We start from the raw sequence: 15,151 nt of genomic DNA, 5'->3' as shown, positions 1-15,151 counted from the left end.
CCAGACCCCGCTCCCTGATCCGGCCTGATCCGAACGAAAGGCCCTAACTGATGGCTGACGAACCGCTCGTACTCGGTATCGAGACCTCCTGCGACGAGACCGGTGTCGGCATCGTGCGCGGCACGACGCTCCTCGCCGACGCCGTGGCGTCCAGCGTCGAGACGCACGCCCGCTTCGGCGGTGTCGTCCCGGAGATCGCCTCGCGCGCCCACCTGGAATCGATGGTCCCCACCATCGAGCGCGCCCTGAAGGACGCCGGGATCAGCGCCCGCGACCTCGACGGCATCGCCGTCACGGCCGGCCCCGGGCTCGCCGGGGCGCTGCTCGTCGGTGTGTCGGCCGCCAAGGCGTACGCGTACGCGCTGAACAAGCCGCTCTACGGGGTGAACCACCTGGCCTCCCACATCTGCGTCGACCAGCTGGAACACGGCCCCCTGCCCGAGCCGACGATGGCGCTGCTGGTGAGCGGCGGGCACTCCTCGCTGCTGCTGGCCCCGGACATCACCAGCGACGTACGGCCGCTGGGCGCGACCATCGACGACGCGGCGGGCGAGGCCTTCGACAAGATCGCCCGGGTGCTGGACCTCGGCTTCCCCGGCGGCCCGGTCATCGACCGGCTGGCCAGGGAGGGTGACCCGAAGGCGATCGCGTTCCCCCGCGGACTGACCGGCTCGCGCGATCCCGCGTACGACTTCTCCTTCTCCGGGCTCAAGACGTCCGTGGCGCGCTGGATCGAGGCGAAGCGCGCGGCCGGCGAGGACGTGCCCGTACGGGACGTCGCGGCGTCCTTCCAGGAGGCCGTCGTGGACGTCCTCACCCGCAAGGCCGTCCGGGCGTGCAAGGACGAGGGCGTCGACCACCTGATGATCGGCGGCGGCGTGGCGGCCAACTCGCGGCTGCGGGCACTCGCCGAGGAGCGGTGCGAGAAGGCGGGCATCCGGCTGCGGGTCCCCAGGCCGGGGCTCTGCACGGACAACGGCGCCATGGTCGCCGCGCTGGGCGCGGAGATGGTCGCGCGCAACCGCCCGGTGTCGGACCTGGACCTCTCGGCGGACTCCTCGCTGCCGGTCACGGAGACCCATGTGCCGGGCGTCCACGGACACAGCCACAGCCACGACCACGACCACGTGCACGAGGTCAGCAAGGACAACCTCTACTCATGACCGTCGCCCTGATGTGGGAGGCCCGCGCCGCCGAGGGCCGAGGCGCGGAGCTGCTGGAGTGGGCCCGGGCCCGCGCGGCCGGGCTGGCCCGGCAGCCGCTGCGCAGCGAGCTGCTGCGGGCCCCGCAGGACCGGGTCCTGGTGCTGACGTGGTGGGACGCGGGATACGACGACGAGCTGCCCGAACTGCCCGAGCCGGAGGCCGGGCTGATCAGCCGCCCGGTGCACCGGTGGCGGTTCGAGTCCCTGGGCCCGGCGGCCGGCTGACGGACTCCCGCACGGCGGGTGTTCCGATGAGTTTCCGGCGCGGAGCCGGTCTACCTTGCACAGCGAACGACGACGTTCCGTGTGAGGAGAGAGACCATGCAGAAGATCAGGCCCTGTCTGTGGTTCGACAACCAGGCCCAGGAAGCGGCGGAGTTCTACGTCTCGGTGTTCGGCGGGGACTCCCGCATCGAGGACGTCACCTACTGGAACGAGGGGTCCCCGCAGGCGGGCTCGGTGCTGACCGTCGACTTCGTGCTCGCCGGCCAGGAGTACCTCGGCCTCAACGGCGGCCCCGAGTTCACCTTCAGCGAGGCCGTCTCGCTCAGCGTGGACTGCGCGGACCAGGAGGAGGTCGACACCCTGTGGGCGAAGCTCACCGAGGGCGGTGAGGAGAGCATGTGCGGGTGGCTGAAGGACAGGTACGGCCTGTCCTGGCAGATCGTCCCGCGCGCGCTGCCCGAGCTGCTCGCCGATCCCGACCGGGCCAAGGCCGACCGCGTGATGAAGGCGATGATGGGCATGCGGAAGCTGGACGTCCAGGCCCTGCGGGACGCCTGAGGAGTGCGGCGCCGCACGCCGTGCGCGGGCGGGGGATCGGGCGCACCCTGGAAGCAGGATCCCCGGGAGGTGACCGACATGATGGAGACCACGGTCGGCTGGCACATCGAGCTGGAGTTCGAGGAGGACACCCACCGGACCCGTGCGGCCGCGATGGTGCGGCTGGGCGACGGAACCGAGGTGCGGGCCCACGGTTACGCCAGCCGTCACCCCTCCGACGCGGAGCAGCCGAGGGTCGGCGAGGAGATCGCCGGCGCCCGTGCGCTCAACGAACTGGCGATGAAGCTGCTCACCAAGGCGCACGACGAGATCGACGAGGCGTCCGGCCGCACGTCGTACCCGCTGACCTGACCCGGGCCCGCCCCGGCCTGATCCAGCGTCTGGTCCCGCCGTCCTCGGGCGGGTGCGCGCTCGGTAACCTCTGGGCCATGCCCAGTCGTTCGCCGCTCCCGCCGCCTCCTCCGCCCGTGGAGATCCGTACGTGGCCCGACCGTGACGCCCTGCTGAGGGACCGGGCGGTCGTCCTCGGCGAGCTGGTGACGATGTTCATCGGAGCCGGGCGGCTCGGAATCCTGTGGATGTGGGCGGGGACCGCCGCGCTCGGCTGGTCCCTGGCGGGCGCGGCGTTCCTGATGTTCGAGGACGCTTACGACGCCCTCGGTGCGGTCCCGGCAGTCATCTGCCTCGCCGTCGGCGCCGCGGTGCTGGTCCCCGCGGCCGTCCTCATGGCTGTGGGTGTGGCCAGGGACCTGCGGGTCCACCGCCTGCTCACACAGTGGGGCGCGCTGGACCGCGACCCGGAGGGGGACAGGCTCCTGCGCCGCCCTCGGGCGAGCCTCGCCTGGCTGCTGATGTCGTTCACGCTCTGCGCGGCGGGGCTGTTCGGCTGTGTGGCCGTCCCGGCGACCGCCAGGGCGGGCGAGGAGACGTACGGCCTGGTGGCCTGGCTGATGGGGCTCGGCTTCCTGGCCTGGGTGACGGGACTGACCGGCCTCGTGAAGGCGTTCGCCCACCGTCGCTGGGTGCTGCGGATGCCGGCCGAACCGCTGGTCAGGACCGGCTGACCGGCTGCCCGATCAGCATCGTCGGCGCCCCGGCCACCCGCGTCAGGAAGACGGTGGCCGCGTGCGGCCCCTGGAGCTTCATCTTCCGGCGCAGCTCCTCCGGTTCGACGGCCGAGCCGCGCTTCTTCACGGTCAGTACGCCCACCCGGCGCTCCCTCAGCAGGGCCTTCAGCTTCTTCATGTTGAAGGGCAGCTGATCGGTGATCTCGTACGCGGCCGTGGCGTCGGACTCGTACGGCCGGTCGCTCGTGACGTACGCGATCGTCTCGTCGATCAGCCTGCCGTCGCACCGTTCCACGATCTCGGCCACCAGATGGGCACGGATGACGGCGCCGTCCGGCTCGTACAGATAGCGGCCGACGGGACCGACCGGTGGGGCGGGGAGCGGGCCGTGGGAGGCGAGGGTCGTGCGGGACGGGAGCAGCGTGGCCCGGAAGGTGCCGGGTGCGAAGCCCTCGCCGAACCAGAGCACGGCCTCCTTCACATCGCCGCCGTCCGAGATCCACTCGGCCTCGGCCGCCGGTTCGATCGCCTCGTGAGGGACGCCGGGGGCGATCTTCAGCGCGGCGCGAGGGGCCTTCAGCGCGGCTCCGGCCGCCCAGGAGAGCGGCGGTGAATAGGCCTCCGGGTCGAAGATCCTGCCGCGCCCGCCGCGTCTGGCGGGGTCGACGAAGACCGCGTCGTACGGGGAGGTGTCGACGTCCGTGACATCGGCGCACCGCACCTCGACGAGGTCCTGGAGGCCGAGCGCCTCGGCGTTCGCACGGGCGACCTGGGCGGTGAGCGGGTCGCGGTCCACCGCCAGGACCGAGATGCCGGCCCTGGCCAGGGCGATCGCGTCCCCGCCGATGCCGCAGCAGAGGTCGGCCACGCTCCGTACGCCGAGCTCCGCGAACCGCCCGGCCCGGTAGCCGGCGACCGAGGTGCGGGTCGCCTGCTCCACGCCGTCCGGGGTGAAGAACATGCGGTACGCGTCCGCCGGCCCGAACTTCGCCACCGCGCGCTGACGCAGCCGGGCCTGCCCGAGCGCCGCCGACACGAGGGCGGCGGGGTGGGTGCGGCGCAGCCGGGTCGCCGTCGCCAGCTCCCGGGCGGGGTCGTGGTCGCGCAGCTCGTCGAGGAGAGCCGCGCCCTCGGAGGTGCGGAGGGCGGCGAAGGCGGCGAGCGGGCCGGCCGGGTCGGCCTGATCGGCAGGGGGGAGGGCGTTCACCGGTCCATTGTGAGCCAGCCGGGGGACCCGGCGGGCCGCCCGGAGGTGTCGCCGGAGGCGGCCGGTGGCCCGATGGCAGGATGCGGCGCCATGCAGCTAGTACGACAAAACGACAAGAAAGCCCCCAAGCGGCACAGACCGGTCTGCGCGGTCCTGGTCGCCCTGCTGGTCGGTGCCGCCGCCTCCGGGTGCGGCGACGGTGCGGACGAAGGGGCCGCCGAGCGGCAGAAGCCGGTGGCCGGGCAGCCGGGAGCCGCCGCCGCGCAGGCCGGCCCCGCCGCGGCCGAGGCGAAGGCGAAGGCCGAGGCCGAGGCCGAGCGGCTGAAGCAGTCGGTCGCCGCCCGTACCGCCGTCGCGAGGAAGTGGGGCCTGGCCAAGGTCCCGCTCGTCGCACCGGCGCCACCGGCCGAGAAGCCGCACATCACCACCCGCAAGGGCTTCGAGGTCGAGGGCGGGGAGGATCTGCCGCCGGTCTTCACCACCGTGCCGACCGAGGAACGGGTCGTCTTCCTGACGATGGACGACGGCGCGGAGAAGGACCCCGAACTGCTGCGGATGATGTCGGAGCTGAAGATCCCGTACAGCGCCTTCCTCAGCGACTACGAAGTCAGCGACGACTACGGCTACTTCAAGGACATGCAGGCCCGGGGCGTCACCCTCAGCAACCACACGCTCAACCACCGCTATCTCCCGGGTCTCTCCCGGGAGGAGCAGCGCCGGGAGATCTGCGGCTCCCAGGACAAGATCGAGAAGCACCTGGGGAAGCGGCCCACCCTCTTCCGGCCGCCGTACGGCAACTACAACGGCGACACCCTGCGCGTCGCCAAGTCCTGCGGCATCAAGGCCGTGCCCCTGTGGGCCGCCGAGGCGTTCCCCGATCACATGGAGTGGCGCGAGTGGGACCAGGACCTGCGCCCCGGCGACATCATCCTCACCCACTTCCGGGGCCGTGAGGACTGGAACGGCTCCATGGCCGACATGATCCGCAACGTCATGAAGACGGTCACCGACAAGGGATACGCCGTGGCCAGACTGGAGGATTACGTCTGACGGGCGGTCGTCCGCACCACGTCCGACGGACGGTCGTCCGCCGTACGGAACCCTGTGGAGATCTCCCGCGTTGTCCGGGCGTGCGCCGGTCCCACGGCGCCACGCGAGGGTGGTGAATTGGCACTCCGCTTGACCGAGTGCTAATCGCGGTCATAGTGTCAGTGCTGGCACTCCCCGATGGAGAGTGCCAGCACAACCGCGCGACAGGGCAGGTCCGGCACCCGCGACGACGGATCGGTCTGGTCGCCACCCCACAGACTGTTAAACCCCGTGAGATCTCCGAAGGGGGAGACCGGATCGTGTCGACCACCAGCTCCAAGGTTGCGATCAAGCCGCTTGAGGACCGCATTGTGGTCCAGCCGCTCGACGCCGAGCAGACCACGGCTTCCGGCCTGGTTATTCCCGACACCGCCAAGGAGAAGCCCCAGGAGGGCGTCGTCCTGGCCGTGGGCCCGGGCCGCTTCGAGAACGGCGAGCGCCTTCCGCTCGACGTCAAGACCGGCGATGTCGTTCTGTACAGCAAGTACGGCGGCACCGAGGTGAAGTACAACGGCGAGGAGTACCTCGTCCTCTCGGCCCGCGACGTTCTCGCGATCGTCGAGAAGTAGTTCACCCACGTTTGCTTCTGTTCTGCGCCCCTGGCCCCCTGCGAGATAACTAGCCGGGTGGCGAGGGGCGCAGTTCGTTTGAGAGGGAAGATCAGCCCATGGCGAAGATCCTGAAGTTCGACGAGGACGCCCGTCGCGCCCTTGAGCGCGGCGTCAACAAGCTTGCCGACACGGTGAAGGTGACGATCGGTCCGAAGGGCCGCAACGTCGTCATCGACAAGAAGTTCGGCGCCCCCACCATCACCAACGACGGTGTCACCATCGCGCGCGAGGTCGAGCTCGACGACCCGTACGAGAACCTCGGTGCCCAGCTGGTGAAGGAGGTGGCGACCAAGACCAACGACGTAGCGGGTGACGGCACCACCACCGCCACCGTGCTCGCCCAGGCCCTCGTCCGCGAAGGCCTCCGCAACGTCGCCGCGGGCGCGTCCCCGGCCGCCCTGAAGAAGGGCATCGACGCCGCCGTGAAGGCCGTGTCCGAGGACCTCCTCGCGACCGCCCGCCCGATCGACGACAAGGCCGACATCGCCGCCGTGGCCGCGCTCTCCGCGCAGGACCCGCAGGTCGGCGAGCTCATCGCGGACGCGATGGACAAGGTCGGCAAGGACGGTGTCATCACCGTCGAGGAGTCCAACACCTTCGGTCTGGACCTCGAGTTCACCGAGGGCATGGCCTTCGACAAGGGCTACCTGTCCCCGTACATGGTGACCGACCAGGAGCGTATGGAGGCCGTCCTCGACGACCCGTACATCCTGATCCACCAGGGCAAGATCGGCTCCATCCAGGAGCTGCTCCCGCTGCTGGAGAAGGTCATCCAGGCCGGCGCCTCCAAGCCGCTCCTGATCATCGCCGAGGACGTCGAGGGCGAGGCGCTCTCCACCCTCGTCGTCAACAAGATCCGTGGCACCTTCAACGCCGTCGCGGTGAAGGCCCCGGGCTTCGGTGACCGCCGCAAGGCCATGCTCGGCGACATCGCCACCCTCACCGGTGCGACCGTCATCGCCGAGGAGGTCGGCCTCAAGCTCGACCAGGCCGGTCTGGACGTGCTGGGCACCGCCCGCCGCGTCACCGTCTCCAAGGACGACACGACCATCGTCGACGGCGGGGGCAACTCCGACGACGTCAAGGGCCGCGTCAACCAGATCAAGGCCGAGATCGAGTCCACGGACTCCGACTGGGACCGCGAGAAGCTCCAGGAGCGCCTCGCGAAGCTGGCCGGCGGCGTGTGCGTGATCCGCGTCGGTGCGGCCACCGAGGTGGAGCTCAAGGAGAAGAAGCACCGTCTGGAGGACGCCATCTCCGCGACCCGCGCCGCGGTCGAGGAGGGCATCGTCTCCGGTGGTGGCTCCGCTCTGGTCCACGCCGTCAAGGTCCTCGAGGGCAACCTCGGCAAGACCGGCGACGAGGCCACGGGTGTCGCGGTCGTGCGCCGCGCCGCCGTCGAGCCGCTCCGCTGGATCGCGGAGAACGCGGGCCTCGAGGGCTACGTCATCACCTCGAAGGTCTCCGAGCTCGACAAGGGTCAGGGCTTCAACGCCGCGACCGGCGAGTACGGCGACCTGGTGAAGGCCGGCGTCATCGACCCGGTCAAGGTCACCCGCTCCGCCCTGGAGAACGCCGCGTCCATCGCGTCGCTGCTGCTCACGACCGAGACCCTGGTCGTCGAGAAGCCGGCCGAGGAAGAGGCCGACGCCGGTCACGGCGGCCACGGCCACAGCCACTAGTACGGCTCCGCAGGACAGCGAGGCCCGGTACCCCCGTCGCGGGGGCACCGGGCCTCGGTGCGTTCTCCGTGCTCGCCTACTGAGGTCCGTAACTCCGGCCCGCGCGGGAGGTGACCCCGCCGAGGAGACTGCGGGGCGTCAGCTTCACCAGACCCATCAGCGCCTTGTAGCGCGGGTCCGGGATCGACACCGACCTGCCCCGGGCCAGGTCCTCCAGGGCCGCGGCCACCAGCTTGTCCGCGTCGAGCCACATCCAGTCCGGGATGTTGCCCGTCCCCATCCCGGCACGCTCGTGGAACTCGGTCCGTACGAAGCCCGGGCACAGCGCCATCAGCCGCACCCCCGAACCCGCCAGGTCCTTCGCCGCGCCCTGGGTGAACTGGACGACCCAGGCCTTCGACGCCCCGTACGTCCCGCGCGGCAGGAACGCCGCGACGGAGGCCACGTTGACCACCCCGCCGCGACCGCGCTCCCGCATCGAGCCGGCGGCGGCCGAGGTCAGCCGCAGCACCGCCTCGCAGTGGACCTTCAGCATCGTCAGCTCGTCGGCCACCGGGACATCCAGGTAGCGGCCCTTGTTGCCGAAGCCCGCGTTGTTGACCAGCAGGTCGACAGGGCTCACCCGGTCCGTCAGCCGCGCCGCGACCGCCTCGATCCCGCTGTCCGTGGACAGATCGGCGGTCAGCACCTCGGCCTCGATGCCGTGCCCGTCGTGGAGCTCCGTGGCCTGGGCCCGCAGCCGTTCCGTGTCACGGGCCACCAGCACCAGATTGTGCCCGTCACCCGCGAGCCGCCGCGCGAAGGCGGCCCCGATCCCCGCCGTCGCGCCCGTAATCAGTGCAGTCGTCATAGGCGGCACGTTAGCCGCCTCCCGCACGGGCGGTGGACCCGGCTTCTTCCAGGTGGGGCCGCTCCTCGTCCGGGCAGGGCCACCCCCCTACCGAGGTAGCACCCCATGTCGGCCCCCGGGTATGACGCCCGGTGCGGTGCCGCCCTCGTACGTTCCACCCCGTCGGTACGGAGAACATCGCGAAAGGGCGGAACATGAGGCTACGCAGCGGCACACGGCAGAAGGCGGACGACCGGCCGGAGGCCCCGGCCGCCACACCCGGTCTCGCCGTCGAACTGCGCGGGGTCCGCAGGCGGTACGGACGCGGCCCCGAAGCCGTGCACGCGCTCGCGGGGGTCGACCTCGCCCTTCCACGCGGCACGTTCACCGCGGTCATGGGACCGTCCGGGTCAGGGAAGTCCACCTTCCTGCAATGTGCCGCCGGGCTCGACCAGCCGTCGGCCGGATCCGTGTACCTCGGTGGCACCGAGATCACCGGTATGAGCGAGAACCGGCTCACCGAACTCCGCCGCAGCCGCCTCGGCTTCGTCTTCCAGGCGTTCAACCTGCTGCCGTCACTGACCGTGGAGCAGAACGTCCTGCTGCCCCTGCGACTCGCCGGGCAGCGCCAGGACCGCCGCCGGGCGGCCGAGGTGCTCGCTCGGGTCGGGCTCGCCGACAAGGCGCGGCGCCGGCCCGGCGAGCTCTCCGGCGGCCAGCAGCAGCGGGTGGCCGTCGCCCGCGCCCTGGTCACAGGGCCTGACGTGATCTTCGCCGACGAACCGACCGGAGCCCTCGACACCGGCACCGCCGCCGAGGTCCTCGGCCTGCTCCGGCACGCGGTGGACACTCCCACCGGCTCCGGGCCGCAGGCGGGCGGGGGGTACGCCCATGGCGCCACCGTCGTCATGGTCACCCACGACCCGGCCGCGGCCGCGTGGGCCGACCAGGTGCTGTTCCTCGCCGACGGCACCTTCGCCGGCGGCCTGGAGCGCGGTTCGGCGGAGCAGATCGCCGCGCGGATGGCGACGCTCACCGCCCGCACGGGCGCGATGGCGGGGGCCGCCGCATGATGCGCCCCACCGGACTCGCCCGCGCGGCCGTCCGCTTCAAACCCGCGTCGTTCGCGGGCACGTACGTCGCGCTGATGATGGCGGCGCTGATCGTCTCGGCCTGCGGAACCCTGCTGGAGACAGGCATCCGCGCCTCGGTGCCCGCGCAGCGGTACGCGAAGGCACCGGTCGTCGCGGCGGCCGACCAGTCCGCCCGGGTCGTCTCCGACACCGTCGACGGCCCCGAGGAATCCGCCTACCCGCTGCCGGACAAGGCCCGCGTCGACGCGGGTCTCGTGGCGAAGGCCGCCCGGGCGCCGGGCGCCGGGGCCGCGGTGCCGGACTCCACCTTCCCGGTGCGGCAGGGCGGTGCGGCGCTCACCGGCCACGGCTGGGGATCGCACACCTTCACGGGCACCGCGCTGTCCGCGGGCACCGCGCCCCGTGCGGGCGAGGTCGTGCTCGACGCCGCCGCCGCCCGGGGCGCGAAGACCGGTGTGGGCGGCACCATCACGCTCGAAACAGCCGCGGGCCGCGCGGACTTCCGGGTCTCCGGACTGGCCGGGCCCGGGACGGACGACGCCACCGCCTATTTCACCGACGCCGACGCACCCACGCTGGCCGGGCACCCCGGCAAGGTCGACGCCATCGCCGTACTGCCCGAGGACGGCGCATCCCCCGCCGACGAAGCAGCCCTCGCCGCCGCCGTCACACAGGCCCTCGCCGGCTCCGGCGCGCAGGTGCTCACCGGAGACGCCCGAGGTGGCGTCGAGGACCGAGGTCTGGCGTACGCCAAGGAGACGCTCACCGGGCTCGGCGGCTCCTTCGGCGGGATCGCCACACTGGTCGCCGTCTTCACCGCCGCCGGAACGGTCGCGCTCTCCGTCGGCCAGCGCACCCGCGAGTTCGCACTGCTGCGCGCGGTCGGCGCCACCCCGCGGCAGATCCGCCGCGCGGTCGCCGCGGAGGCGCTCCTCGTCGCACCGCTCGCAGGTCCGGCCGGCTTCCTGCCGGGGATCGGGCTCGCGCACTGGTGGTTCGGGCAGCTGAAGGACCGCGGGGTCATCCCGGACGCGGTCGAACTCCACGTCTCGTGGATCCCGCTGGCCGTCGCCGTCGGGGCCGGGCTGCTCACGGCGCTCGGCGCCGGCTGGGCTGCCGGGCGCAGGCCCGCCAGGATCAAACCGGGACAGGCACTCGCCGAAGCCTCGGTGGAACGGCTGCGGCCGGGCGTCGTCCGGACCGTCCTCGGGCTGGCCGCCCTCGGCGGTGGCGCGGTACTCGCCGGTGTCGCGGCCTCCTCCGCCGGTGACGACGCGGCAGGCGCCTCCCTCGGCGTCATCATGCTCTTCATGCTCGCCTTCGCCCTGCTCGGCCCGCTGGTGGCCCGGCTGTGCGCGGCGCTCTTCGGCCTGCTGGTGCGCGGCGGCGGGGCCGCGGCGACACTGGCCGCCGCCAACTCCCGTACCAACTCCCGCCGGCTGGCCTCCGCGATCACCCCGATCGTGCTGGCCATGGCCTTCGCCTCGACGCTCGTCTTCATGCACACGAGCGAGAGCAAGGTCGCCTCCGACCAGCTCCGCGCCGGCATCACGGCGGACCACGTCGTCACCGACCCGGCGGGCCTGCCCGCCGACGCCGCCGACCGGGCGGCCCGCGCCCCCGGAGTCGACGCGGCCGTGAGCCTGCTCGACACGCAGGTGCTGGTGCCCGTCCGCGCCGTCGGCGAGACGTCGTTGCTCGGGGCGGCGGCCCAGGGCGTCTCGGGCTCCGTCGACCGGCTCGCCCTGGTGCAGGACCTGGACGTGCGCAGCGGCAGCCTGGACCGCGTGGGCGCGGGCCGGATCGCCATCGACAGGACCCTCGCCGCCTCGGCGGGGGTCGAGGTCGGCGACACGCTGCCGCTCCACCTCCCGGACGGCACCGAGGACCGCCCCGAGATCGTCGCGGTCTACGGCAGGGGCCTGGGCCTCGCGGCGGTGACCATGGACCGCGCGTCCCTGGCCGGCCACGTCACGTCGGGCTTCGACAGCACCCTGCTCGTACACGGCGGGGACGCCGCGTCGCTCGCCGCGCTCGGCGAGGTCACCGACGCCTCGGGCTACGCCGTCGAGCAGGACCTGGACCACGCGTACGGCGCCTGGTCCAACTACATGATGGCCGCCGTCCTGGGCGGCTTCGCAGCCGTCGCCGCCGTCAACACCCTGGTGATGACGGTCCTGGACCGCCGCCGTGAACTGTCCACGCTCCGCCTCGTCGGCTCCACCCGCCGCCAGGTGCTGCGCATGCTGCGCTGGGAGAGCCTGCTGGTCTCGGCGGCGGGCGTGACCCTGGGCACGGTGATCGCCATGATCACGCTGACGCCGATGATGCGCGGCGTGACGGGCGAGTCCCCGTACGTGCCCCCGCTGCTGTACGCCGCGTTCGCCGCGGCCGCGGTGACGCTCGGCCTCCTCGCCGTGACCCTCCCGGCCCGCGCGGCACTGCGCGACCGGGAGGCGGGATCATGACGCGCTGCCGGCGCTCCGCTTCGCCACGTACGCCCGTGCAGCGCGCAGGGCCTCCGTGTGCAGCGCGTCCCCCGCTTCGAGCAAGCGCGGCAGCAGCTCCCGCTCCGTGGTCGTCGCCCGGAACTCCATGGCCGTGGTGATCTCGTGGCCGGGGACGTGCACCACCTCGACCGGGTCACCGGAACGGATCGTCCCCGGCTCGATCACCCGGAGATACGCGCCCGTGGCCCCCTCGCGCGTGAACCGCTTCACCCAGCCCCGCTCGCCCAGGTGGCCCGCGAACGTGCGGCACGGGATGCGGCCCGACGTCACCTCCAGGATCACCTCGTCACCGATCCGCCAGCGCTCCCCGATCCGCGCGTGGCTCACGGTGAGCCCGAGGGTCGTGAGGTTCTCGCCGAACGCGCCGTTGGGCAGGGGGCGGCCGAGCTCCTTCTCCCAGGTGTCGAGCTCCTCGCGGGCGTACGCGTACACGGCCTGGTCCGACCCGCCGTGGTGCCTGAGGTCACACACCGCGTCACCGGCCAGGCCGCTGCCGCCGCTGCCCTTGGGGCCGGGGTCGGCGACCCGCACGGGACCCTCGGACGGCTGCTTGCCGATCCCGGTGAGCCCGTCGGCTCCGTCGCTGTGGGGAGAGGGCGTGGGACGGCCGAGATTCACGGTGAGCACCTTCATAACCGGACAGGTTAACGGGGCGGTCCTCAAAGCCGCTCGTGATTAATCGCCCGGAGCTGCAAGAGTCGCTTATGGTTGAGGGGTGATCGAAGCCCGTCATCTCCGTGTCCTGCGCGCCGTGGCCACCACCGGCTCCTTCTCCGCCGCCGCGCGGGAGCTGGGCTGCACCCAGCCCGCCGTCAGCCAGCAGATGAAGGCCCTGGAGAGCTCGGCGGGGACTCCGCTGCTGATCCGTACGGGGCGCGAGATGCGCCTCACCCAGGCGGGTGAGGCGCTGGTGCGGCATGCCTCCGGCATCCTCGCGGGGCTGACCGCCGCCGAGGAGGAGATCGCCGCGATCGCCGGGCTGCGGGCCGGCCGGGTCCGGCTCGTGTCCTTCCCCAGCGGAAGCTCCACCCTGGTCCCCGGTGCCCTGGCCGCGCTGCGCGCCGCGCACCCCGGTACCCAGGTCTCGCTCGTGGAGGCCGAACCGCCGCGCTCGGTGGAGATGCTGCGCGACGGGGACTGCGACATCGCGCTGGCCTTCCGTTACGGGACGGCCGGCGGCGAGTGGGATGACCTGGTCGTGCGCCCGCTGCTCAGCGACCGGCTGATCGGCCTGGTCCCGGAGGGGCACCGGCTGGCGGACGCGGACGCGGTGGGCATCGGGGAGCTGGCCGACGAGTCGTGGATCGCCGGCTGCCCGCGCTGCCGGCGTCAGCTGGTCGAGGTCTGCGAGGAGTCCGGCTTCACCCCGCGGATCGACTTCGCCACGGATGACTACCCGGCGGTGATCGGCCTCGTCGGGGCGGGTCTCGGGGTCGCTGTCCTGCCCCGGCTGGCCATCGAGTCCGTACGTTCCAAGGGGGCGCGCACCGTGGCGGTCGAGCCCGCCGTGGAGCGGGAGATCGTCGCCCTCACCCTGCCCGACCTCGCCCGGGTGCCCGCGGTGGCGGCGACCCTGGACCAGCTGTCCCTGGCGGCGGCACGCTGAAGGGCCCGGCACGCGGCACCACGGCGCGAGGTGCTGCGGCAGGTGCTGCGGCAGTGTGAGAGGAAACGTTTCTGCGTTCGGTGGGCCGTGCGGGGTGTCAGGTCTGGCCGGCCTCCGGGGCCGGTCCTGAGTGGGCGGAGATCAGACGGTTGCGGGCGCGGCCCATGAGCTCTTCGCGCTCGTCCTCGGTCAGACCGCCCCATACGCCGTAGGGCTCTCGTACCGCGAGCGCGTGCGCGGCGCACTCGGCGCGCACCGGGCAGCGCATGCAGACCTCCTTCGCCGAGGTCTCACGGGCACTCCGGGCTGCTCCGCGTTCCCCTTCGGGGTGGAAGAAGAGCGAACTGTCGACCCCGCGGCAGGCGGCCAGCAGCTGCCAGTCCCACAGGTCCGCATTGGGTCCGGGAAGGCGGGAGAAATCTGCCATTGCGTGTCCCCTCGAAACCTTGCTGGTTCGGAAACGGCTTCCTCGACCGTTGTTGCTCGCCGGTGACCTGAGTCCCGACGGTACATCTACGGTGTTAGTAGATGTAAATATGACTGATTGCGAATCTAGCCTCAGACGCCAGCAAAAGGGAAGAAAACCCGCTAAATGGGGCAGGTCGAGGGGTGAGAGATCAGTTGACGGGTGAAGGATCCCGTGTCGCTCTCCTCCGTGTGCGAGCCCTCACTTAGAGTGCCGAACCGGATGCTTTGGCCCGTAACTCTTTCGAGTGACCGTCGTTGATGGGGGAGAGGCGGTTGACGGAGAACGAGCTCGGGCAGATGTCCGAGGGGGTCAACCGCACAGGTGACGACTTGTATCAGCCTGGAGGCTCAAGGTGACGCGCATCAGCTGCGGAGGACGGTCATGACATCCGTCCTCGTCTGCGACGACTCCCCGCTTGCCCGAGAAGCGCTCCGCCGCGCGGTTGCGACCGTGCCCGGCGTCGAGCGGGTGACGACGGCGGCCAACGGCGAGGAAGTCCTCCGCCGCTGGGGGGCCGACCGTTCGGATTTGATTCTGATGGACGTACGCATGCCCGGCCTGGGGGGTGTGGAGACGGTCCGGCGGCTGCTCTCGGCCGACCCCGGGGCCAGGATCATCATGCTGACCGTCGCCGAGGACCTGGACGGTGTCGCGCTCGCGGTCGCCGCCGGGGCCCGCGGCTATCTCCACAAGGACGCCTCACGCGCCGAGCTGCGCGCGACGGTGACCCAGGCGCTCGCGGACCCGACGTGGCGGCTCGCCCCGCGCCGGCTGCGGTCCGCCGAGATGGGGGCGGCGCCCACCCTCACCGCGCGGGAGATCCAGGTGCTCGAAGGCATGAGCCACGGGCGTTCCAACGCGGAGATCGGGCGGGAGCTGTTCCTCTCCGAGGACACGGTGAAGACGCACGCGCGACGTCTGTTCAAGAAGCTCGGGGCCTCGGACCGTGCGCACGCCGTCGCGCTCGGCTTCCGCTGGGGCCTGGTCCGCTGATGCCGCC

Annotated in this window: 16 protein-coding genes; 12 read left to right on the top strand and 4 right to left on the bottom strand. The window is 72.1% G+C overall.

Annotation, left to right across the window (positions count from 1 at the left end):
* Window positions 1-50: 50 nt before the first annotated feature.
* The 5 genes from tsaD (at window position 51) to AB0P41_RS26795 (ending at window position 3,051) form a co-directional block, all read left to right on the top strand.
* Complete coding sequence (gene tsaD / locus AB0P41_RS26815) at window positions 51-1,163, top strand: tRNA (adenosine(37)-N6)-threonylcarbamoyltransferase complex transferase subunit TsaD (protein WP_356714219.1); 1,113 nt, start codon at window positions 51-53, stop codon at window positions 1,161-1,163.
* Window positions 1,160-1,429, top strand: coding sequence for a hypothetical protein (locus AB0P41_RS26810; RefSeq protein WP_356714220.1), 270 nt, complete (start codon window positions 1,160-1,162; stop codon window positions 1,427-1,429). Before tsaD ends, AB0P41_RS26810 begins: the two co-directional genes overlap by 4 nt.
* A gap of 96 nt (window positions 1,430-1,525) precedes the next feature.
* Window positions 1,526-1,987: a VOC family protein gene (locus tag AB0P41_RS26805; protein WP_365934584.1), complete on the top strand. Its 462-nt coding sequence runs from the start codon at window positions 1,526-1,528 to the stop codon at window positions 1,985-1,987.
* 78 nt (window positions 1,988-2,065) lie between these two features.
* Entirely contained in the window at window positions 2,066-2,338 is a 273-nt protein-coding gene (locus AB0P41_RS26800; RefSeq protein ID WP_356714222.1) for a DUF1876 domain-containing protein, read from the top strand.
* Between the two features lie 77 nt (window positions 2,339-2,415).
* Complete coding sequence (locus tag AB0P41_RS26795; RefSeq protein ID WP_356714223.1) at window positions 2,416-3,051, top strand: hypothetical protein; 636 nt, start codon at window positions 2,416-2,418, stop codon at window positions 3,049-3,051.
* Here the strand turns inward: AB0P41_RS26795 and AB0P41_RS26790 are convergent.
* Complete coding sequence (locus AB0P41_RS26790) at window positions 3,038-4,261, bottom strand: methyltransferase domain-containing protein (RefSeq protein ID WP_365934581.1); 1,224 nt, start codon at window positions 4,259-4,261, stop codon at window positions 3,038-3,040. The two genes, AB0P41_RS26795 and AB0P41_RS26790, sit on opposite strands and share 14 nt — an antisense overlap.
* Before the next feature lie 90 nt (window positions 4,262-4,351).
* On the opposite strand from AB0P41_RS26790, the gene AB0P41_RS26785 reads away from it, so the two are divergent.
* The 3 genes from AB0P41_RS26785 (at window position 4,352) to groL (ending at window position 7,643) form a co-directional block, all read left to right on the top strand.
* Window positions 4,352-5,311, top strand: coding sequence for a polysaccharide deacetylase family protein (locus AB0P41_RS26785; protein WP_365934579.1), 960 nt, complete (start codon window positions 4,352-4,354; stop codon window positions 5,309-5,311).
* A gap of 299 nt (window positions 5,312-5,610) precedes the next feature.
* Window positions 5,611-5,919, top strand: coding sequence for a co-chaperone GroES (gene groES / locus AB0P41_RS26780; protein WP_003966899.1), 309 nt, complete (start codon window positions 5,611-5,613; stop codon window positions 5,917-5,919).
* A gap of 98 nt (window positions 5,920-6,017) precedes the next feature.
* Window positions 6,018-7,643, top strand: a complete 1,626-nt coding sequence (gene groL / locus AB0P41_RS26775; protein ID WP_356714226.1) for a chaperonin GroEL — start codon at window positions 6,018-6,020, stop codon at window positions 7,641-7,643.
* A gap of 76 nt (window positions 7,644-7,719) precedes the next feature.
* On the opposite strand, the gene AB0P41_RS26770 is transcribed toward groL, so the two are convergent.
* Entirely contained in the window at window positions 7,720-8,493 is a 774-nt protein-coding gene (locus tag AB0P41_RS26770) for an SDR family oxidoreductase (protein ID WP_356714227.1), read from the bottom strand.
* Between the two features lie 194 nt (window positions 8,494-8,687).
* Here AB0P41_RS26770 and AB0P41_RS26765 point away from each other — a divergent pair, with 194 nt between their 5' ends.
* Together AB0P41_RS26765 and AB0P41_RS26760 are read left to right on the top strand one after the other, a co-directional pair.
* On the top strand, window positions 8,688-9,545 hold the full coding sequence (locus tag AB0P41_RS26765) for an ABC transporter ATP-binding protein (RefSeq protein ID WP_365934577.1): 858 nt from the start codon (window positions 8,688-8,690) through the stop codon (window positions 9,543-9,545).
* A complete protein-coding gene (locus AB0P41_RS26760; RefSeq protein ID WP_365934678.1) occupies window positions 9,545-12,034 on the top strand; it encodes an FtsX-like permease family protein in 2,490 nt (829 codons plus the stop codon). The genes AB0P41_RS26765 and AB0P41_RS26760 overlap by 1 nt, the downstream gene beginning before the upstream one ends.
* On the opposite strand, the gene AB0P41_RS26755 is transcribed toward AB0P41_RS26760, so the two are convergent.
* Complete coding sequence (locus AB0P41_RS26755; protein WP_365934575.1) at window positions 12,029-12,709, bottom strand: MOSC domain-containing protein; 681 nt, start codon at window positions 12,707-12,709, stop codon at window positions 12,029-12,031. The two genes, AB0P41_RS26760 and AB0P41_RS26755, sit on opposite strands and share 6 nt — an antisense overlap.
* A gap of 82 nt (window positions 12,710-12,791) precedes the next feature.
* Here AB0P41_RS26755 and AB0P41_RS26750 point away from each other — a divergent pair, with 82 nt between their 5' ends.
* Window positions 12,792-13,682, top strand: a complete 891-nt coding sequence (locus AB0P41_RS26750; RefSeq protein ID WP_365934573.1) for a LysR family transcriptional regulator — start codon at window positions 12,792-12,794, stop codon at window positions 13,680-13,682.
* A 97-nt stretch (window positions 13,683-13,779) separates the two neighbouring features.
* Here AB0P41_RS26750 and AB0P41_RS26745 read toward each other — a convergent pair whose 3' ends face one another.
* Entirely contained in the window at window positions 13,780-14,109 is a 330-nt protein-coding gene (locus AB0P41_RS26745) for a WhiB family transcriptional regulator (protein WP_356714231.1), read from the bottom strand.
* Between the two features lie 423 nt (window positions 14,110-14,532).
* On the opposite strand from AB0P41_RS26745, the gene AB0P41_RS26740 reads away from it, so the two are divergent.
* A complete protein-coding gene (locus tag AB0P41_RS26740) occupies window positions 14,533-15,144 on the top strand; it encodes a response regulator transcription factor (RefSeq protein ID WP_003948568.1) in 612 nt (203 codons plus the stop codon).
* Window positions 15,145-15,151 lie beyond the last annotated feature (7 nt).

Origin of the sequence: Streptomyces sp. NPDC079167, assembly GCF_040686735.1 — a bacterium.
In the GTDB taxonomy this organism is placed as follows: Bacteria; Actinomycetota; Actinomycetes; order Streptomycetales; family Streptomycetaceae; genus Streptomyces.
Note: the sequence above shows the minus strand (reverse complement) of the source record. Positions and strands in the feature narration are given on the sequence as shown.